Genomic DNA, 14,677 nt, shown 5'->3' with positions numbered 1-14,677 from the left:
AACTGGTCAAAGCATGCCGGGACTCACAGAGTCAAGGCAAATTAAAACATTAAATAAACACAAATTAAACATATTGGTATCATTTGTGGCCTAGATGAAGCTGTGCAACCACTCCTTGAACAGACTGGGAGGAAGGGAGCCACTGCGCTGTGCCACCATCTTGCCCTGCTTGAAGACCATCAGGGTGGGAATGCTGCGAATGGCGTAACGGGCTGCAATGGCGGCTTGTTGTTCGGTATCGACCTTGACGAAGCGGAGTCTTGGCTCAAGTTCACTGGCAACTTGTTGAAAAACAGGTGAAAATTGAAGGCATGGTCCGCACCAGCTGGCCCAGAAGTCGACCACGACCGGGATGTCAGACTGGATCAGGGTATCGAACTGCTGCTCCAGGCCGTTGACCGGGCTGGCGGCGAACAGCCCGCTCTTGCAGCGGCCGCATTTCGCATTTGAATCCATTTTTTCTTCAGGCAGGCGGTTCCTGGTGAAGCAATGGCTACAATAGGTAGTGATAAATGACATAATTGATTCCTGTATGCATAAGCCCTGCAACATCTTATTGCACTGACAGGGCAGAGTAACGGTAACATAGTAGTCAGTTATCTTTCACAGCCAGTTATCCTGTGTCGACATGATGTCGGTGGATGCGTGGCCATGACATGAGAATCGAGACGGGATGAATAATGTGACACGGGTCAATCGTGTTGTGCTTAGCCTGATCATCGTATCGCTGCTGGCGTTTTCCGGCTATTGCTGGCAGCTGCTCAGCCAGCAGCAGAAGGCCTCCGAGCTCAGCGTTGCCGCAGAGTTGATCCTCAACCGGGTCAATACCGACACCGTCTATCTGCTTGGCCGCGAGAAGGCCAACGACGGCAACGTACAGCAACGTCTCAACCAGTTGTCGAGCAACCTCGACAGCTTCGTGCGCCAGGTGCGCAACGATCCCGACTCTGCCGACAATCCTCACTCCCAATCCCTGTTGCACGACATCGACAGCTATTTGCTCGACTTGGCCAAGCTTTATTCCATGGAGATGGCGATAGAGTACATAGAGCAGCCTTTTCAAAAGCAGCTCAACGGCCTGCTGGCCACCTTGCCGGCAGACTCTCAACTGGCCATCGATCTGACCGAGCTGGCCCAGCTCAGTCACTACCTCAAGCGCAGCTGGGACAAGGGCGAGCAGCTGCGGTTGCAGGCCCTGCAGCGCCGCCTCAAGACGGCCTATCCTTCCAATCCCGAAGTGGCAGGGCTGGCCCAGCTGAGCGAGGATGTCAGCCATCAGGTGGTGGAGTACCATGTGCTGCGCAACCAGGTGATCGACATGCACGAGCTGGAGGGGCTGTCACTCTGGAAGCAGAGCAAGATGGAGCAGGCCTCCTCCCTCAAGAGCCGCTTCTATCTGATGGTATTGGGGGGGGCCATGCTCTGTTTCGGGCTGGTGGCGGTGACCCTGTGGCGGCGCAACCAGAAGCTGAGCGAGCTGTCGCGCCAGACCGGCTTGCTGGCCCAGGCCAAGAGCGATTTTCTGGCCAACATGAGCCACGAGATCCGCACCCCCATGAACGCCATCATTGGGTTCAGCTCACTGGCACTGCAGACCGAGCTGGATCAGCAGCAGCGGGATTACCTCAGCAAGATCAAATCCTCCTCGGATACCCTGCTGCTGCTCATCAACGACATTCTGGATCTGACCAAGGTGGAGTCCGGCAAGCTGACCCTGGAGGAGATCGACTTCGATCTGAGCGAGCAGATCGACTCGCTGGCTGGCATGTTTGCCGACCTGGCCGAGCGCAAGCAGGTCGAAGTCATCATCAACAAGTCGCCGGCCGTGCCGGATTTTCTGCGCGGCGATCCGCTGCGCCTCGGCCAGGTGCTGGTCAATCTGGTCAACAACGCCATCAAGTTTACCGAGCGGGGCGAGGTGGAAGTAGCCATCACCCTGGTCAACCAGCACCCCATGCAGGTGCGTTTCAGCGTGCGTGACACCGGTATCGGCATCGCCGAGGAGAAACAGGCCCAGCTGTTCCAGCCCTTCACCCAGCTGGAGGCCGGTAATACTCGCAAATACGGCGGCTCCGGACTGGGGCTGAACATCTCCCAGCGTCTGGTCGAACTGATGGGGGGCCGGATCACGGTACAGAGCAAGCCGGGGACGGGCTCTGTCTTCCAGTTCGAGATCCCCATGACCAAGGCGGTTTACGGCGTCTCCGGGCGGCGGGTCTTCTTCGAGCATCAGCCGCTGGTGCTGGTGATGGATGACAACGAGCTGGTGCTGGACCTGGCCAAGGATATCCTGGGTCGGGCCGGTGCCAGGGTGATGGCGGTCAACAGCCTCTCCCGGGCCCGCCAGGTGCTGCGGGAAGAGGGACAGAATATCCGGCTGGCCATTCTGGACTGGCGCATGGGGCAGGAAGACGGGCTGGATCTGGCGCTCGAGATGTATCAGCACAGTCAGTGGCGTCGTCTGCCGATCCTGATGACCAGTGCCTGGGCCAAGGAGGGGCTGCATGGGCGAATGGAGAGCATGGGATTGACCCACTTCCTGCCCAAGCCGATGACCGAAAATGCCCTGCTGGCCAAGGTGGACGAGCTGCTCAACGGCAGCTCCCACGATCAGCAGTTCCGCCAGGCCGAGGCGCAGGGGGATCAGCAGCATTTTCGTGAGCTGCTGCAAGGCATCCGGGTATTGCTGGCCGAGGACAACCGGGTCAACCAGCAGCTCATCATCGAATACCTGCGCCGGGTCGATGCCCTGGTGACCGTGGTGGGCAACGGTCGGGAGGCGGTCGAGCGGGTGGCCGAGCAGCCCTTCGACGTGATCCTGATGGACTTGCAGATGCCGGTGCTGGACGGGCTGGATGCCACTCGCCAGATCCGCAAGATGGTCGACAAGCACGATGTTCCGATCATCGCCTTGACCGCCAGCGCCATGCCGGGGGACAGGGAGCGTTGCCTCGGGGTTGGCATGAACGGCTATGTTACCAAGCCGGTCAGCAAGCTCGATCTCTACAACAACCTGCTGCAGTGGGTGAAGAGCGCCAGCGGCGAGCGGCGGGTGCCGCTCGAGGTGAAACCGCCTGATCTGATGGGGGTGCTGGATCTGGAGGATGCCCTCAGGCGCTTGGAGCAGGACAAGGAGGCGCTGCAGATCCTGTTCAAGCTGTTCATGTCGGAGCACAAGGACGACCTGTGGGAGATCCGCTCCGCCCTGCGTCGTCAGCAGCCCGATATCGCCTGCCGGTTGCTGCATACTCTCAAGGGGGTTTCCGCCAATATTTCCGCCTCCCGTCTGCAGATCATGGCCGGTGAGCTGGAGTGGCGGTTGCGCCAGCAGGAGGAGCTGACCGAGCAGGATCTGGAGCAGTTGCAACAGGTGTTCAGTCTGACCCGGGAGGAGGTGTCCCACTTCCTGCTCACCGGAGAGCAGCATGAAACACCGTACGCCGGCTTCGGACAGCGTGATGATCGCTTGTTGTAACAGGTGAAATAGCAATAATTCTCAAGCCGTTTGCTTCAGGCTATCATGACCCCTTCGTATCGCCCCCAGCCGGGGGCGATTGCATTGAGTTTCCCTGTGATGGGCGCCGGCCCTGGGCCGGTCGCGACAAAGGATATCTACGTGAGCGTATTTGCAAGGCTGGGCTGGTTCTTCAAGGAGCAGTGGCGGCGTTACCTGATCGCCATCTCCCTGTTGATGATGGTGGCCCTGTTGACCGTGATCCCGCCCAAGGTGGTGGGCTGGGTGGTGGATGGCATCGCCAAAGGATCCCTTGATAGTGCAACTCTGACGGGCTATCTGGCCGGGCTGTTGGGTCTTGGCCTGCTCATCTATCTGCTGCGCTACGTGTGGCGAGTCATGCTGTTTGGCGCCTCCTATCGGCTCGCCTATGTGCTGCGCAACCGGTTGTTCAGCCACTTCACCCGCATGAGCCCGGATTTTTATCAGCGCCACCGAACCGGCGATCTGATGGCCCACGCCACCAATGACATCCAGGCGGTGGAGATGACCGCCGGGGAAGGGGTGCTGACCCTGGTGGATTCCATCATCGTCGGGGTGCTGGTGCTCTCCATCATGTGCAGCCAGTACTCCTGGCAACTGACCCTGCTCTCCCTGTTGCCGTTGCCGGTGATGGCGTTCTTCATGAACCGCTTCGGCACCCAGATCTACAAGGAGTTCAAGGCAGCGCAGGGAGCCTTCTCCCGGCTCAACAACAAGACCCAGGAAGCCCTCTCCGGCGTGCGGGTGCTCAAGTCCTATGCGGTGGAATCGCTTGAAGATCGCGGCTTTGCCGAGCTGACCCGAGAGGCGGGCGCCTGCAACATGGCGGTGGCCCGCATCGATGCCAAGTTCGATCCCGTCATCTACCTCTGCATCGGCTGCTCCTACTTTCTGGCGGTGGCCGGCGGCAGCGCCCTGGTGCTGCGTGACGAGTTGACCCTGGGGGAGCTCACCAGCTTCACCATGTACCTCGGCCAGCTGATCTGGCCCATGTTCGCCATCGCCTGGTTGTTCAATATCATCGAGCGCGGCAGCGCCGCCTATTCACGGATCGAAAGTCTGCTGGCCGAGCGCAGCGACATCGAAGAGCCGGCCCATCCGGTGGCGCTGGTCTCGGCTTTTCCGCTGCGCGCCGTGGCGCTCAGCTACCAGCTCGAGCAGCGCACCCTGCTGCGCAATGTGGATTTCACCCTGCAAGCCGGCGGCATGCTGGGGATCGTCGGGCGCACCGGCGCGGGCAAGAGTTCCCTGCTCAAGCTGTTGATGCGACTGGCCAACCCTACAGTGGGGGAGATCCGCATGGGGAAGGTGCCCATCTCGCAACTGGCGCTGGGTGAGCTGCGTGGTCAGTTTGCCTATGTGCCGCAGGAGCCGTTTCTCTTCTCCACCACCATTGCCGCCAACATCGCCCTCGGCCGCCCCGATGCCAGCCGGGAGGAGATTGAGCGGGTGGCGCGCATCGCCTGCGTGCACGACGACATCAGCCGTTTCCCCAAAGGCTATGAGACCGAAGTGGGGGAGAAGGGGGTGACCCTCTCTGGTGGCCAGAAACAGCGGCTTGCCATCGCCCGAGCCCTGTTGCTGGAGGCGCCCATCCTGGTGCTCGACGATGCCCTCTCGGCGGTGGATGCCCACACCGAGCAGCAGATCCTGCACGCCCTCAAGGCCCACAAGCGTACCCTGATCCTGGTCAGCCACCGGATGACGGCGGTGGAGCAGGCCGACGAGATCCTGGTGCTGGAAGAGGGCCATGTCAGTGAGCGGGGTCGCCACGGTGCCCTGATGGCCCACAACGGCTGGTACGCGGATATGGTGCGTTACCAGCGTCTCGAGCAAGACGTGGAGGAGAGCCTGTGAGTCCACTCATCAAGAGCACCTTCACTCTGTGTGGCGCTGAGCCTGAGTACTGGTATGTTGGCCTGGGGCCTCATCATCAGCGGCTGAAACAAGACGTGGAGGAGCATCTGTGAACCCGACCATCAAACGACTGCTCGGGTACTGCGCCCGTTATCCACGCTGGCTCATTCAGGCGGGGATCTGCCTGCTGCTGGCCACCGGCGCCGAAGTGGCCGGTCCCTTGCTCATCAAGCTGTTCATCGACGACTATCTGGCGCCGCGCCAGCTGGTGTGGCCGGCCATCGCGGCCATCGCCGCCGGCTATCTCGGCCTGCAGGTCTTGTCTGCGGCCGGTTTCTACCTGCAATCCCTGCGCTTCAACCGCATCGCCCAGGCGGTGGTGCAGCGGCTGCGCGAGCAGGTGTTCGCCACCGCCATCCGGTTGCCGGCCCGCTACTTTGACCAGCATCGCTCCGGCTCGCTCATCTCGCGCATCACCAACGATACCGAGGCGATCATGAACCTCTATGTGCAGGTGATCGGGCTGCTGGTGCAGAAGGTGGTGCTCTTGTGCGGCATCCTCATCTCCATGGCGCTGCTGGATCTGCGGCTGATGCTGGTGTGTGCCTGTCTGTTGCCGGCGGTGGGCGGCGTGATGTGGCTTTATCAGAAACTGAGCGTGCCCGTGGTGCGAGCGACCCGCAGCCTGCTCTCCAACATTAACAGCCGTCTCAACGAGTCGTTGCAGGGGATGCCGGTCATTCAGGCCATGGTGCAGGAGCGCCATTTTGCCAACGCCTTTGCCGAGGTGAATCAGCAGCACTGGGCGGCGCGCCTCAAGAGCCTCAAGATCAATGGCATCCTGCTGCGCCCGCTCATCGATCTCTTCTACATGATGGTGCTGATCGGCCTGCTGGCGCTGTTTGCCCGCGAGGGGCTGAGTGCGGAGGGTGCCATCCAGGTGGGGGTGCTCTACGCCTTCATCAGCTATCTGGGGCGGATGATTGAGCCGCTCATCGAGATGACCAACCAGCTCAACCAGTTGCAGCAAGCCATGGTAGCCGGGGAGCGGGTCTTTGCCTTGCTCGATGAAACCCGCGAGAGCACCGACGGCGAGCTGCGCCCGCTCCAGGGGCAGGTGAGCTTCGAGCGGGTGAGTTTCTCCTACGATGGCGAGCAACAGGTGCTGCGGGACGTGAGCTTTACCGCCAAACCGGGCCAGATGCTGGCGCTGGTGGGTCACACTGGCAGCGGCAAGTCCACCATCATCAGCCTGCTGATGGGCTTCTACCCGCTGGATCAGGGCCTCATCCGCTTCGATGATCACCCGATGGCGAGCCTGTCGCTCTCGGCGGTGCGCCGCAGCATCGGGCTGGTCCAGCAGGATCCCTTTATCTTCGTTGGGACGTTGGCGGAAAACCTGCGCCTTGGCCGCGACGGCATCGACGAGGCGCGCCTGTGGCAGGCGCTGACCGAGGTGCAGCTGGCTGAGTTCGTGCTGAGCCTGCCGGAGGGTTTGAACACCCTGATGGAGGAGGGGGGCAAGAACCTCTCCGCCGGCCAGCGTCAACTGCTCTCCTTTGCCCGCGCCCTGGTGGGCGATCCGCGCATCCTCATTCTGGACGAAGCGACCGCCAGCGTGGACTCCCAGACCGAGCTGGCCCTCTCTTCGGCGCTGGCGGCGGCACGGCGCGGCCGTACCACCATCGCCATCGCCCACCGCCTCTCGACCATCGTCGACGCGGACGAGATCCTGCTGCTCTCTCGCGGTCAGGTGAACGAGCGGGGTACCCATGGCGAGCTGATGGCGCTGGGTGGCCATTATGCCCAGCTGTTCGAGATGCAGAGCCAGGGAGCCTGGCTGGAAGAGAAGCGGGCCTGATCGACCGCCACAGGAATGAGCAGAGGGAACCCGTGCGGTTCCCTCTTTTTTGGGTGGTGAAATGGTGGCAAGCGTGATCCGCGTCCTTGTCGAACGCCAGCCATGCTGGCAACATGCTGTTTACATCAACTCATCGGATCAGTTCGCATATGGATTTGCAACGTTTGAAGGCCAACCTGGCACTGCGGCTCTTTGCCTGGCGCTACATCCCCGTCATCGGTTTTTGTGCCCCTGTCATCGAAGAGATGAGCGCCAAGGCGCTGCGCATTCGCATCCCGCTCGGCTGGCGCACCCGCAACCATCTGGGCAGCATGTACTTCGGCGCGCTGGCGACCGGCGCCGATCTGGTGGGCGGTCTGCTGGTGATGGAGAAGGGGCGGCAGCGGCGCAAAAAGGTGCACTTCGCCTTCAAGGATGTGCAGGGGGAGTTTCTGAAACGGCCCGAGGGGGATGTGCAGTTTGACTGCGCAGCCGGGGAGGAGATCGACGCCATGATCGACGAGTCGCTGGCCAGCGGTCAGCGCATCAACCGCCCCATCCAAGTGGTGGCCACCTGTCCGTCGCTGAACGGGGATGAGGCGATGGCGCGCTTCGTGCTGACCCTGTCGATCAAGGCCAGCTGAATACCAAAGGGCGCGTCGGCGCCCTTATTCAAGCGAGATCAGAGGACCTCTGGGCTGACGCCTTCTTTCACCACCACCTTCATGCCGTTGAAGTTGGCCATCAGCTTGGCCACTATGCTGGGTAGCGCTTGCGTGGCAGAGCGTCGGGATCAGAGGATCTCGGGGCTGACGCCTTCTTTCACGACCACTTTCATGCCGTTGAAGTTGACTACTTGCTCGGCCACGATCTTGCAGCGTTTGCGGGTCTCGACCTGACCGTCCACCTCTACCAGCCCTTCGGCGACCAGCGCCTTGGCCGCACCGCCACAATCGGCCCAACCCTGATGTTTGATAAGGTCGCACAAGGCAACGAAGGGGTGGCCTTCGAGCAGAAACGTCTCCATGGGAAATCCTCTAGTGGATAAATGGCTGAAACAGCAGGGCGGTTATTCTAGGCAGTTCGGGCCGTCAAAGAAAGGGCAAGGGCACCTCTATGCAGGCAATTGTGGCTTGCAAGACCATTTTGGGGGCGCACACCATAGCAGTCAGCCCGGCAGTGGCCGGGCTGACTGAGATCATGGGGCAAACCCTTCTCAGCCGAACTTCACCACGGCTTCACCGCTGACGGCGATGGCGCCGGTTGCCGTCAGGATGCGGGTGGCCAGGGTGATGATGGGCTTGTCGCTGCGCAGGGCGATGATCTCCACCTCTGCCGTCACCTCATCCCCCACAAACACCGGCTGCTTGAAGGCGAGGCTCTGACCGAGGTAAACGGTGCCCTTGCCCGGCAGTTGCTGACCCAGCAGCCCCGAAAAGAGGCTGGCCAGCAGCATGCCGTGCACGATGGGGCGCTCGAACGGCGTGGTGGCGGCGAAGGCGGGATCCAGGTGCAGCGGATTGAAATCCTCCGACAGTCCGGCAAACGCCTCGACCTCTGCCGCCCCGAACCGCTTGATCAGGCTGGCCTGCTGGCCCACTTCGAAGGGAAGCGTGCTCATGCGGGCACCTCCTCGGGGGTCTGGGCAAAGACCGGGTTGAGCCGGACCTTGACGTAGCTGCCGGGGGCCGCTTCCAGCCCTTCGCTCGGGATGCGGGCGGGGAGAGGGGCGGGATCCTCTTCCCGGCTCTGGATAAAGGTCGCCATCTGCGGCCACCAGGAGCCTGGGGTGTGGCTTGCGCCGGCGAGCCACGCCTCGGGGCTGGCGGCCTCGGCGTCGTTCTGCCAGAAGCCGTACTTGTTGGCGTCCGGCGGATTGACGATACCGGCGATGTGGCCAGATTCAGCCAGGATGAAGCGCTGCTCGCCACCGAACAACTTCATGCCCTGCCAGGTCCCTTGCCAGAGGGCGATGTGATCGTCCATGGCAGAGACCAGCAGCACCGGTGTCTTCACCTTGCCGAGATCGATGCGGGTGTGGCGGATCTTGAGCTCCCCCTTCACCAGCTGGTTCTCCAGATAGAGCCGGCGCAGCAGGCTGCTGTGGGTCTTGCCCGCCACGTTGGTGCTGTCGCTGTTCCAGTGCAGCAGATCGAACGCCACCGGGCTCTGTCCCTTGAGGTAGCTGTCGATGTAGTAATTCCAGTAGAGGCTGTTCTCCCGCAGCAGGCTGAAGGAGACCGCCAGCTGGCGCCCGTCCATGATGCCCTTGGCCTCGTTCTGGGCTTCCAGCGCCGCAATGATGGGCTCGTGGATGAAGATGCCAAGCTCTCCCGGTTGGGAGAAGTCGAGCAGGGTGGTGAACAGGGTGGCGGAGCGAACCCGCTGCTTCTGGCGTCTGGCGGCCAGCCAGCCCATGGCCAGGGAGAGGGCGGTACCGCCGATGCAGTAGCCGATGCCGTGCACTTCCCGCTCGCCAGTGGCCGCCTCCACGCCATCCAGCGCGGCGATGACCCCGTCCACCACGTAGTCGTCGAGATCGATGTCGGCCTGGGCCGGACCCGGGTTGCGCCAGGAGATCATGAACACCGTCTGACCCTGGGCGACCAGCCAGGCCACCAGAGAGTTCTGGGGCCGCATGTCCAGGATGTAGTACTTGTTGATGAAGGGCGGCACGATCAACACCGGCGTCCTGGCCACCGTTTCCGTGGTCGGGCTGTACTGAATGAGCTCATACAGCTCGGTGCGCTGCACCACCCGGCCTGGCGTCATCGCCAGATCCCGGCCGAGCTCAAAGGCGGACTCGTCGGTCAGCCGGATGTTGAGCTGATCGGCGCTGCGCTCGAGATCTTCGGCCAGCAGCGCCAGCCCGCGCACCAGATTCTGACCGTCAGACTCCAGGGTCAGCTTGAGCAGCTCCGGGTTGGTGGCCAGAAAGTTGCTGGGGGCCATGGCGTTGATGTACTGGCGGGTAAAGAAACGCAGCCGCTCCCGGCTCTTCTGGGGCCCCCCCTCGAGGGCATCCACCGAAGCCAGCAGGTGCTTGGCGGTCAGCAGATAGGATTGTTTGAGGTAGTCATAGATGGGCTGCTCGCTCCAGGCCTCGGCCTTGAAGCGGCGATCGCTGCGCTCCGGGGCGATGAGCGGTTCGCTCTGCTGGCCTGCGCTTTTGAGCAGGGTGTGCTGCATCAGCTTGAGCTGATCCTGCCACCAGTTCATCTGGGCATTGATCAGTTGCCAGGGCTGCTGGCTACCCTGTTCCAGCACCTGGCCGAGATCGTCGAGATTGGTCTGCAGCAGGGCTTGGGCCGTACGCTCGGTCTGCGCCTTGGCCATGTCCAGCAGCTTGTCGTTGTAGTGGGCCAGGGCCTCGAACAGCGGGCCGTAAGATGATTGGCTCATGTTCTCTCCTTCACCCATCCCCGGCGCAGGGCGAGCCTGTCGTGACGGAGCATGGGGAGATGTGGCTGCCCGCAGCGGGCAGCCAGGGGGATATCAGGCCTTGCCCGTGCTCTTTTTGATGCCGTCGGCAGCCAGGGCGTCGAGGTCATCCTTGAACTGCTGGCCGAGGGTGTTGAGCTTCTGGATGTCGTCCAGCATCTGGCGGGAGAGCTGGCTGGCGGTCTCCAGCTGGACGGTGCCGAGGGCCGCCAGGCTCTGGGCATCCTGCACCTTGCCGGCGGCCTGCAGCTGGTTCAGCCCCAGCTCGGCATAGGCGTTGGCGGACGCCAGTTGCAGCCGGGTCAGCTGCTCGATGTTGCTGGCCAGCAACTGGTTGTAACGGGTGAGGGGGGCGGCAAAGCCTTGCATCTGCTCGGTAAAGGTCTTGATTACGTCCATATTCATCGCGCGTCTCCGTGGTTGGCAGAAGGTATTGCAAAAGGGCCGATGGCCCGGGTTGGGTTTACAACTGTGCGACTACATCCTTAAGTCGTTACGTATCATTTGCTCTGTTCAAACGTACGTTTAAGCATTGTGTTATCAAATGAGGCTTGATGTAAATAATATAAATGTTAATTTTGGGCTAAACATTGATTCTGGTCTGTCCAGTTTGATTGGCCCGACTCAGACGAGGGGTGACGCAGCCACGTCCGTTTGGTCTCGTTCCCAGGCCGCGGGGCTGGTAGGCTGACGCCACTGCCTGAGTCTTGAGGAATGCATCGATGAAACCTGCTCGCCTGCTGCTTGCCCTGGGGGCTGCGACCTTTGGTGGCGGCGTTGCCCACGCCAGTACCCCTGTTCAGCTCTCCTTGCCCGGCGTCAATCTGCCCGCGTCCCATCAGGTCGAGGGGGCCAGAGCCTCTGTGCTCTATGGTCGCACCGGTCAGGTGAAGGGGATCGATCTGCCGGTCTTCGCCCTCTCCGACGTGGATCAATTCACCGGTCTGCAGCTTGGCATCTTCCTCGGTGCCGGCCGAGTACGCCACCAGTTTGGCGGGGTGGCGATCAACGCCGTCAACTGGCACGAGGGTCAGGACAAGGGCGTCAACCTTGGCTTCGTCAACCTGACCAACAATGTGCAGGGCCTCAACTGGGGGGCCGTCAACATCGCCAAGGGCAATGCCCTGGCCAACGTCGGCTTCGTCAACTATGCCGAGCGCACCACCTTCCAGCTGGGCTTCATCAACGCCACCAAACACCTGGACGGTCTGCAGATTGGCCTCGCCAACTACGCCGAGAACGGGGTTTTCCCCATCTTGCCGCTGATCAATTTCAAGAAATCCTTCTAAGCCGCGCCGCCAACCTTGCTTTAGGGGCGCCAGCCATTACCCTGTGCAGCATTGATAGCGTGCAGAGGTGACACTGGCATGACAATGGAACACATGGATGCCATCGGCATCGGCTGGGACGTAAGAGGCTGGCAGGGCAGTGCCCAGGCGGTGGCCGTGGTGGGGTGGCAGGCGCGTGAACAGCGGCTGCACTGGTTTGGGGTATCGCCTCTGTTTCGACTGAGCTCACGGGTTGCGCCGGATCTGGATGCCTTGCTGCGCCCGGCATTGCACGACGAGATCCACCTGCTGCAGGTGCTGGCCTGCCCGCAGTTGGCGCTGGGGATCGACGCGCCGCTGGCGTTTCCTCGCACCTTGGGCGAGCTGCTGGCGGGGAGGGCGACCGAGTGCGCCGTGCCCCAGCGCGAGATAGACAACCCTTATGCCTATCGGGACTGCGAGCGCTGGCTGCACCGGCAATATGGCAAGAAGCCGCTCTCGGCCACCTTCGACAGACTCGGCAACAACGCGACCCTGGCGCTCGCCATGCTGCCCCGACTGGCCGACTTGCAGCTGGTGCCCAAGCAGCAACCGCAGGCCGACCGCGCCGTGCTGGAGGTCTATCCCGCTCTCGCCAAGGTGGGTGGCAAGGCATCGGCGGTGCGCGCCGAGCTGCTGGCGCATCTGCCGGCCGATGTGACGGCGGGGACCGATCGCTACGATGCTGCCATCTGCGCCCTGATGGCGCTGCAATACGCCGCCAAGGGGAGCGTTTCCCTGTTGCCGGCACTGGTGGCGCCACCTGCCGAGATGGCTTTGGACGAGGGTTGGGTCTACCACTTTGCTCGCCCCTGATAAACCGGATCGGGCCGACTAGCCCGATCCGACCTTTGGCCGGCTGGTGATACCTTCATTTGCACCGACGCCGTTGCCTCCTTCCACTACATTGCCTTGCTGCCTTGCTGCCTTGCTGCCTTGCTGCCTTGATGGCCGATGGCCGGGGCTGCCGCAGGTATCTGCCGGTTTACTCGTCATCAAATGGCTCTACGCACAAAAAGCTCACTTGTTAATCTTATATGCCATCAAACAAGAGTTTTGTACCACCTTATCAAGCCATGTCGGCCATGCTCGCGGTTGCAAGCTGCGGCATGTCAGTGTAGAGGGGGCCGGTGATGGCAATGGCAACCAGCGTTATCGAGAATTTTGCCGACCAAATAAGGGTTTGTGCTGATCAAGGGTGGAAGATCAATATCTTCATCCGATATATTGCGCCTTTCCCCTGACTCTTCTCTGCGGTGATGTCGATGAAACGCATTCTCTCTATCCAGTCCCACGTGGTGTTCGGCTGTGCCGGCAACAGCGCCGCCGTGTTTCCCATGCGCCGTCTCGGTATGGAGGTATGGCCAATCAACACGGTGCAGTTCTCCAACCACACCCAATATGCGGCCGGTTGGCAAGGAATGGCGATGCCCGCAGGGCATATCAGCGCCCTGTGCGAAGGGCTCTCGAACATCGAGGTGCTGGCCCACTGCGACGCCGTGCTGAGCGGTTATCTGGGCTCGGCGGAGCAGGGGGACGAGATCCTGGCGGTGGTGGCCGCGGTCAAGGCAGCCAATCCTGCCGCCATCTATTTCTGCGATCCCGTGATGGGCCATCCGGAGAAAGGGTGCATCGTCGCCCCTGGGGTGACCCGTTTCTTGACCGAGCAGGCGCTGCCGGCGGCCGACATCATGGCCCCCAATCTGCTGGAGCTGGAGACCCTGTGCGACGTCCATCTGACGGATTTGGCGCAGACGCGGGCCGCCGCCCATCAGCTGCTGGCACGCGGGGTGAAGATGGTGCTGGTCAAGCATCTTGGACGTGCCGCTCGCGAGCCGGGCCGTTTCGAGATGCTGCTGGCCACCCCCGAGGGAGATTATCTGATCGACCGCCCGCTCTACGAGTTTGCCCGCCAGCCGGTGGGGGTGGGGGATCTCATCAGCGCGCTGATGCTGGCCAATCTGCAGGCGGGTTACGATGCCGTCAGCGCATTCGAGCGCACCAACGCGGCGGTGGATACGGTACTGCTGCACACCTGGCAGGCCGATGCCTATGAGTTGCAGCTGATCGCGGCTCAGGATGCCTTTGCTGCCCCCCTGATCAAGGCGCGGGCCGAACGGCTGGCCTGATCGCGCCATTGGGGGCCAAGTCTGGTCGCGGATGATCCGCGCTCATTTAGCCCCCTGATCATCCTTTCCCATCTCTCAGTTAACAGCCCCCCGCGCCACTTATCTGCTTGCACACCTGACGAGGCAATGCCGCTTCAGCCGTTACCCTGGTCCATCCGGTTCAGGTCAGTCGTTATCCTGTTCCCGCTGCTCTGCCTCATCGAATACTACCTGCCGGTAGTGCTCGACCGTGGGGAAGGGATCGTAGAAGTGATGGAGCAGGGCCTTCCACTGCTGGTACTGGGGTGAGCCACGAAAGCCCTGGGTGTGATCTTCGAGGCGCTGCCAGTTGACCAGCAGCAGATAGCGGTGGGGATCGGTCAGCGAGCGCTGGAGCTGGTGTCCGCCGTAGCCCGGCATGGTGCTGATGATGCGCTGGGCCTGGGAGAATGCCAGCTCGAAGGCGGCAGCCTGACCGGGGATGACCTGCAGAGGGGCGACTTCCAATATCATGGTGACTCCTTGTCCCAAGGATAAAGGGGCCATTGCAGCAGGTTGGGTAGGGAATGACAAGGCCGGCCGCTGGGGCCGGCCTGGTCGGTATGATCACGGCTTTGCTTGCGTGCCG

The 14,677-nt window shown here is 61.9% G+C and carries 13 protein-coding genes; 7 read left to right on the top strand and 6 right to left on the bottom strand.

Annotation, left to right across the window (positions count from 1 at the left end):
* Window positions 1-90: 90 nt before the first annotated feature.
* Window positions 91-519 (bottom strand): thioredoxin TrxC, encoded by a 429-nt coding sequence (gene trxC / locus ACPW75_RS09525; protein WP_077096621.1) that lies wholly within the window; start codon window positions 517-519, stop codon window positions 91-93.
* Between the two features lie 154 nt (window positions 520-673).
* Here trxC and ACPW75_RS09520 point away from each other — a divergent pair, with 154 nt between their 5' ends.
* The 4 genes from ACPW75_RS09520 (at window position 674) to ACPW75_RS09505 (ending at window position 7,837) form a co-directional block, all read left to right on the top strand.
* Complete coding sequence (locus tag ACPW75_RS09520; protein ID WP_017409555.1) at window positions 674-3,475, top strand: hybrid sensor histidine kinase/response regulator; 2,802 nt, start codon at window positions 674-676, stop codon at window positions 3,473-3,475.
* A gap of 141 nt (window positions 3,476-3,616) precedes the next feature.
* On the top strand, window positions 3,617-5,353 hold the full coding sequence (locus ACPW75_RS09515) for an ABC transporter transmembrane domain-containing protein (RefSeq protein WP_077097099.1): 1,737 nt from the start codon (window positions 3,617-3,619) through the stop codon (window positions 5,351-5,353).
* Between the two features lie 109 nt (window positions 5,354-5,462).
* The gene (locus ACPW75_RS09510; RefSeq protein WP_077097095.1) at window positions 5,463-7,214 is read left to right on the top strand and encodes an ABC transporter transmembrane domain-containing protein; all 1,752 of its coding nucleotides are present in this window, start codon (window positions 5,463-5,465) and stop codon (window positions 7,212-7,214) included.
* Window positions 7,215-7,363: 149 nt separating this feature from the next.
* Window positions 7,364-7,837, top strand: coding sequence for a DUF4442 domain-containing protein (locus tag ACPW75_RS09505; protein ID WP_005300417.1), 474 nt, complete (start codon window positions 7,364-7,366; stop codon window positions 7,835-7,837).
* Between the two features lie 149 nt (window positions 7,838-7,986).
* On the opposite strand, the gene ybcJ is transcribed toward ACPW75_RS09505, so the two are convergent.
* From ybcJ to ACPW75_RS09485, 4 genes are all read right to left on the bottom strand, one after another.
* Window positions 7,987-8,220 (bottom strand): ribosome-associated protein YbcJ, encoded by a 234-nt coding sequence (gene ybcJ / locus ACPW75_RS09500; RefSeq protein ID WP_010674882.1) that lies wholly within the window; start codon window positions 8,218-8,220, stop codon window positions 7,987-7,989.
* Window positions 8,221-8,409: 189 nt separating this feature from the next.
* Complete coding sequence (locus tag ACPW75_RS09495) at window positions 8,410-8,814, bottom strand: MaoC family dehydratase (protein WP_017409550.1); 405 nt, start codon at window positions 8,812-8,814, stop codon at window positions 8,410-8,412.
* Window positions 8,811-10,595 (bottom strand): class I poly(R)-hydroxyalkanoic acid synthase, encoded by a 1,785-nt coding sequence (locus ACPW75_RS09490; protein WP_077097093.1) that lies wholly within the window; start codon window positions 10,593-10,595, stop codon window positions 8,811-8,813. The genes ACPW75_RS09495 and ACPW75_RS09490 overlap by 4 nt, the downstream gene beginning before the upstream one ends.
* 93 nt (window positions 10,596-10,688) lie before the next feature.
* A complete protein-coding gene (locus ACPW75_RS09485) occupies window positions 10,689-11,039 on the bottom strand; it encodes a phasin family protein (protein ID WP_011706254.1) in 351 nt (116 codons plus the stop codon).
* Between the two features lie 317 nt (window positions 11,040-11,356).
* Between ACPW75_RS09485 and ACPW75_RS09480 the strand changes: the two genes are divergently transcribed.
* The 3 genes from ACPW75_RS09480 to pdxY all read left to right on the top strand — a co-directional run bounded on the left by ACPW75_RS09480 (window position 11,357) and on the right by pdxY (window position 14,070).
* Window positions 11,357-11,923, top strand: coding sequence for a VC2662 family protein (locus tag ACPW75_RS09480; RefSeq protein WP_076360853.1), 567 nt, complete (start codon window positions 11,357-11,359; stop codon window positions 11,921-11,923).
* 78 nt (window positions 11,924-12,001) lie between these two features.
* The gene (locus tag ACPW75_RS09475; protein WP_077097091.1) at window positions 12,002-12,757 is read left to right on the top strand and encodes a DUF429 domain-containing protein; all 756 of its coding nucleotides are present in this window, start codon (window positions 12,002-12,004) and stop codon (window positions 12,755-12,757) included.
* 449 nt (window positions 12,758-13,206) lie between these two features.
* The gene (gene pdxY / locus ACPW75_RS09470; RefSeq protein WP_077097089.1) at window positions 13,207-14,070 is read left to right on the top strand and encodes a pyridoxal kinase PdxY; all 864 of its coding nucleotides are present in this window, start codon (window positions 13,207-13,209) and stop codon (window positions 14,068-14,070) included.
* 165 nt (window positions 14,071-14,235) lie between these two features.
* Here the strand turns inward: pdxY and ACPW75_RS09465 are convergent, their stop codons facing one another.
* A complete protein-coding gene (locus tag ACPW75_RS09465; RefSeq protein ID WP_077097087.1) occupies window positions 14,236-14,562 on the bottom strand; it encodes an antibiotic biosynthesis monooxygenase family protein in 327 nt (108 codons plus the stop codon).
* Window positions 14,563-14,677 lie beyond the last annotated feature (115 nt).

The organism is Aeromonas sp. FL131, assembly GCF_049860615.1.
In the GTDB taxonomy this organism is placed as follows: domain Bacteria; phylum Pseudomonadota; class Gammaproteobacteria; order Enterobacterales; family Aeromonadaceae; genus Aeromonas; species Aeromonas hydrophila.
This window is presented reverse-complemented; position numbering and strand designations above follow the sequence as displayed.

What these genes read in the sequence shown, in the direction of transcription:
- ACPW75_RS09520 (WP_017409555.1), top strand. Translation starts at nt 674, where the DNA reads ATGAATAATGTGACACGGGTCAATCGTGTTGTGCTTAGCCTGATCATC.
- ACPW75_RS09475 (WP_077097091.1), top strand. Translation starts at nt 12,002, where the DNA reads ATGACAATGGAACACATGGATGCCATCGGCATCGGCTGGGACGTAAGA.
- ACPW75_RS09505 (WP_005300417.1), top strand. Translation starts at nt 7,364, where the DNA reads ATGGATTTGCAACGTTTGAAGGCCAACCTGGCACTGCGGCTCTTTGCC.
- ACPW75_RS09465 (WP_077097087.1), bottom strand. Translation starts at nt 14,562, where the DNA reads ATGATATTGGAAGTCGCCCCTCTGCAGGTCATCCCCGGTCAGGCTGCC.
- ybcJ (WP_010674882.1), bottom strand. Translation starts at nt 8,220, where the DNA reads ATGGAGACGTTTCTGCTCGAAGGCCACCCCTTCGTTGCCTTGTGCGAC.
- ACPW75_RS09485 (WP_011706254.1), bottom strand. Translation starts at nt 11,039, where the DNA reads ATGAATATGGACGTAATCAAGACCTTTACCGAGCAGATGCAAGGCTTT.
- trxC (WP_077096621.1), bottom strand. Translation starts at nt 519, where the DNA reads ATGTCATTTATCACTACCTATTGTAGCCATTGCTTCACCAGGAACCGC.
- pdxY (WP_077097089.1), top strand. Translation starts at nt 13,207, where the DNA reads ATGAAACGCATTCTCTCTATCCAGTCCCACGTGGTGTTCGGCTGTGCC.
- ACPW75_RS09480 (WP_076360853.1), top strand. Translation starts at nt 11,357, where the DNA reads ATGAAACCTGCTCGCCTGCTGCTTGCCCTGGGGGCTGCGACCTTTGGT.
- ACPW75_RS09490 (WP_077097093.1), bottom strand. Translation starts at nt 10,595, where the DNA reads ATGAGCCAATCATCTTACGGCCCGCTGTTCGAGGCCCTGGCCCACTAC.
- ACPW75_RS09495 (WP_017409550.1), bottom strand. Translation starts at nt 8,814, where the DNA reads ATGAGCACGCTTCCCTTCGAAGTGGGCCAGCAGGCCAGCCTGATCAAG.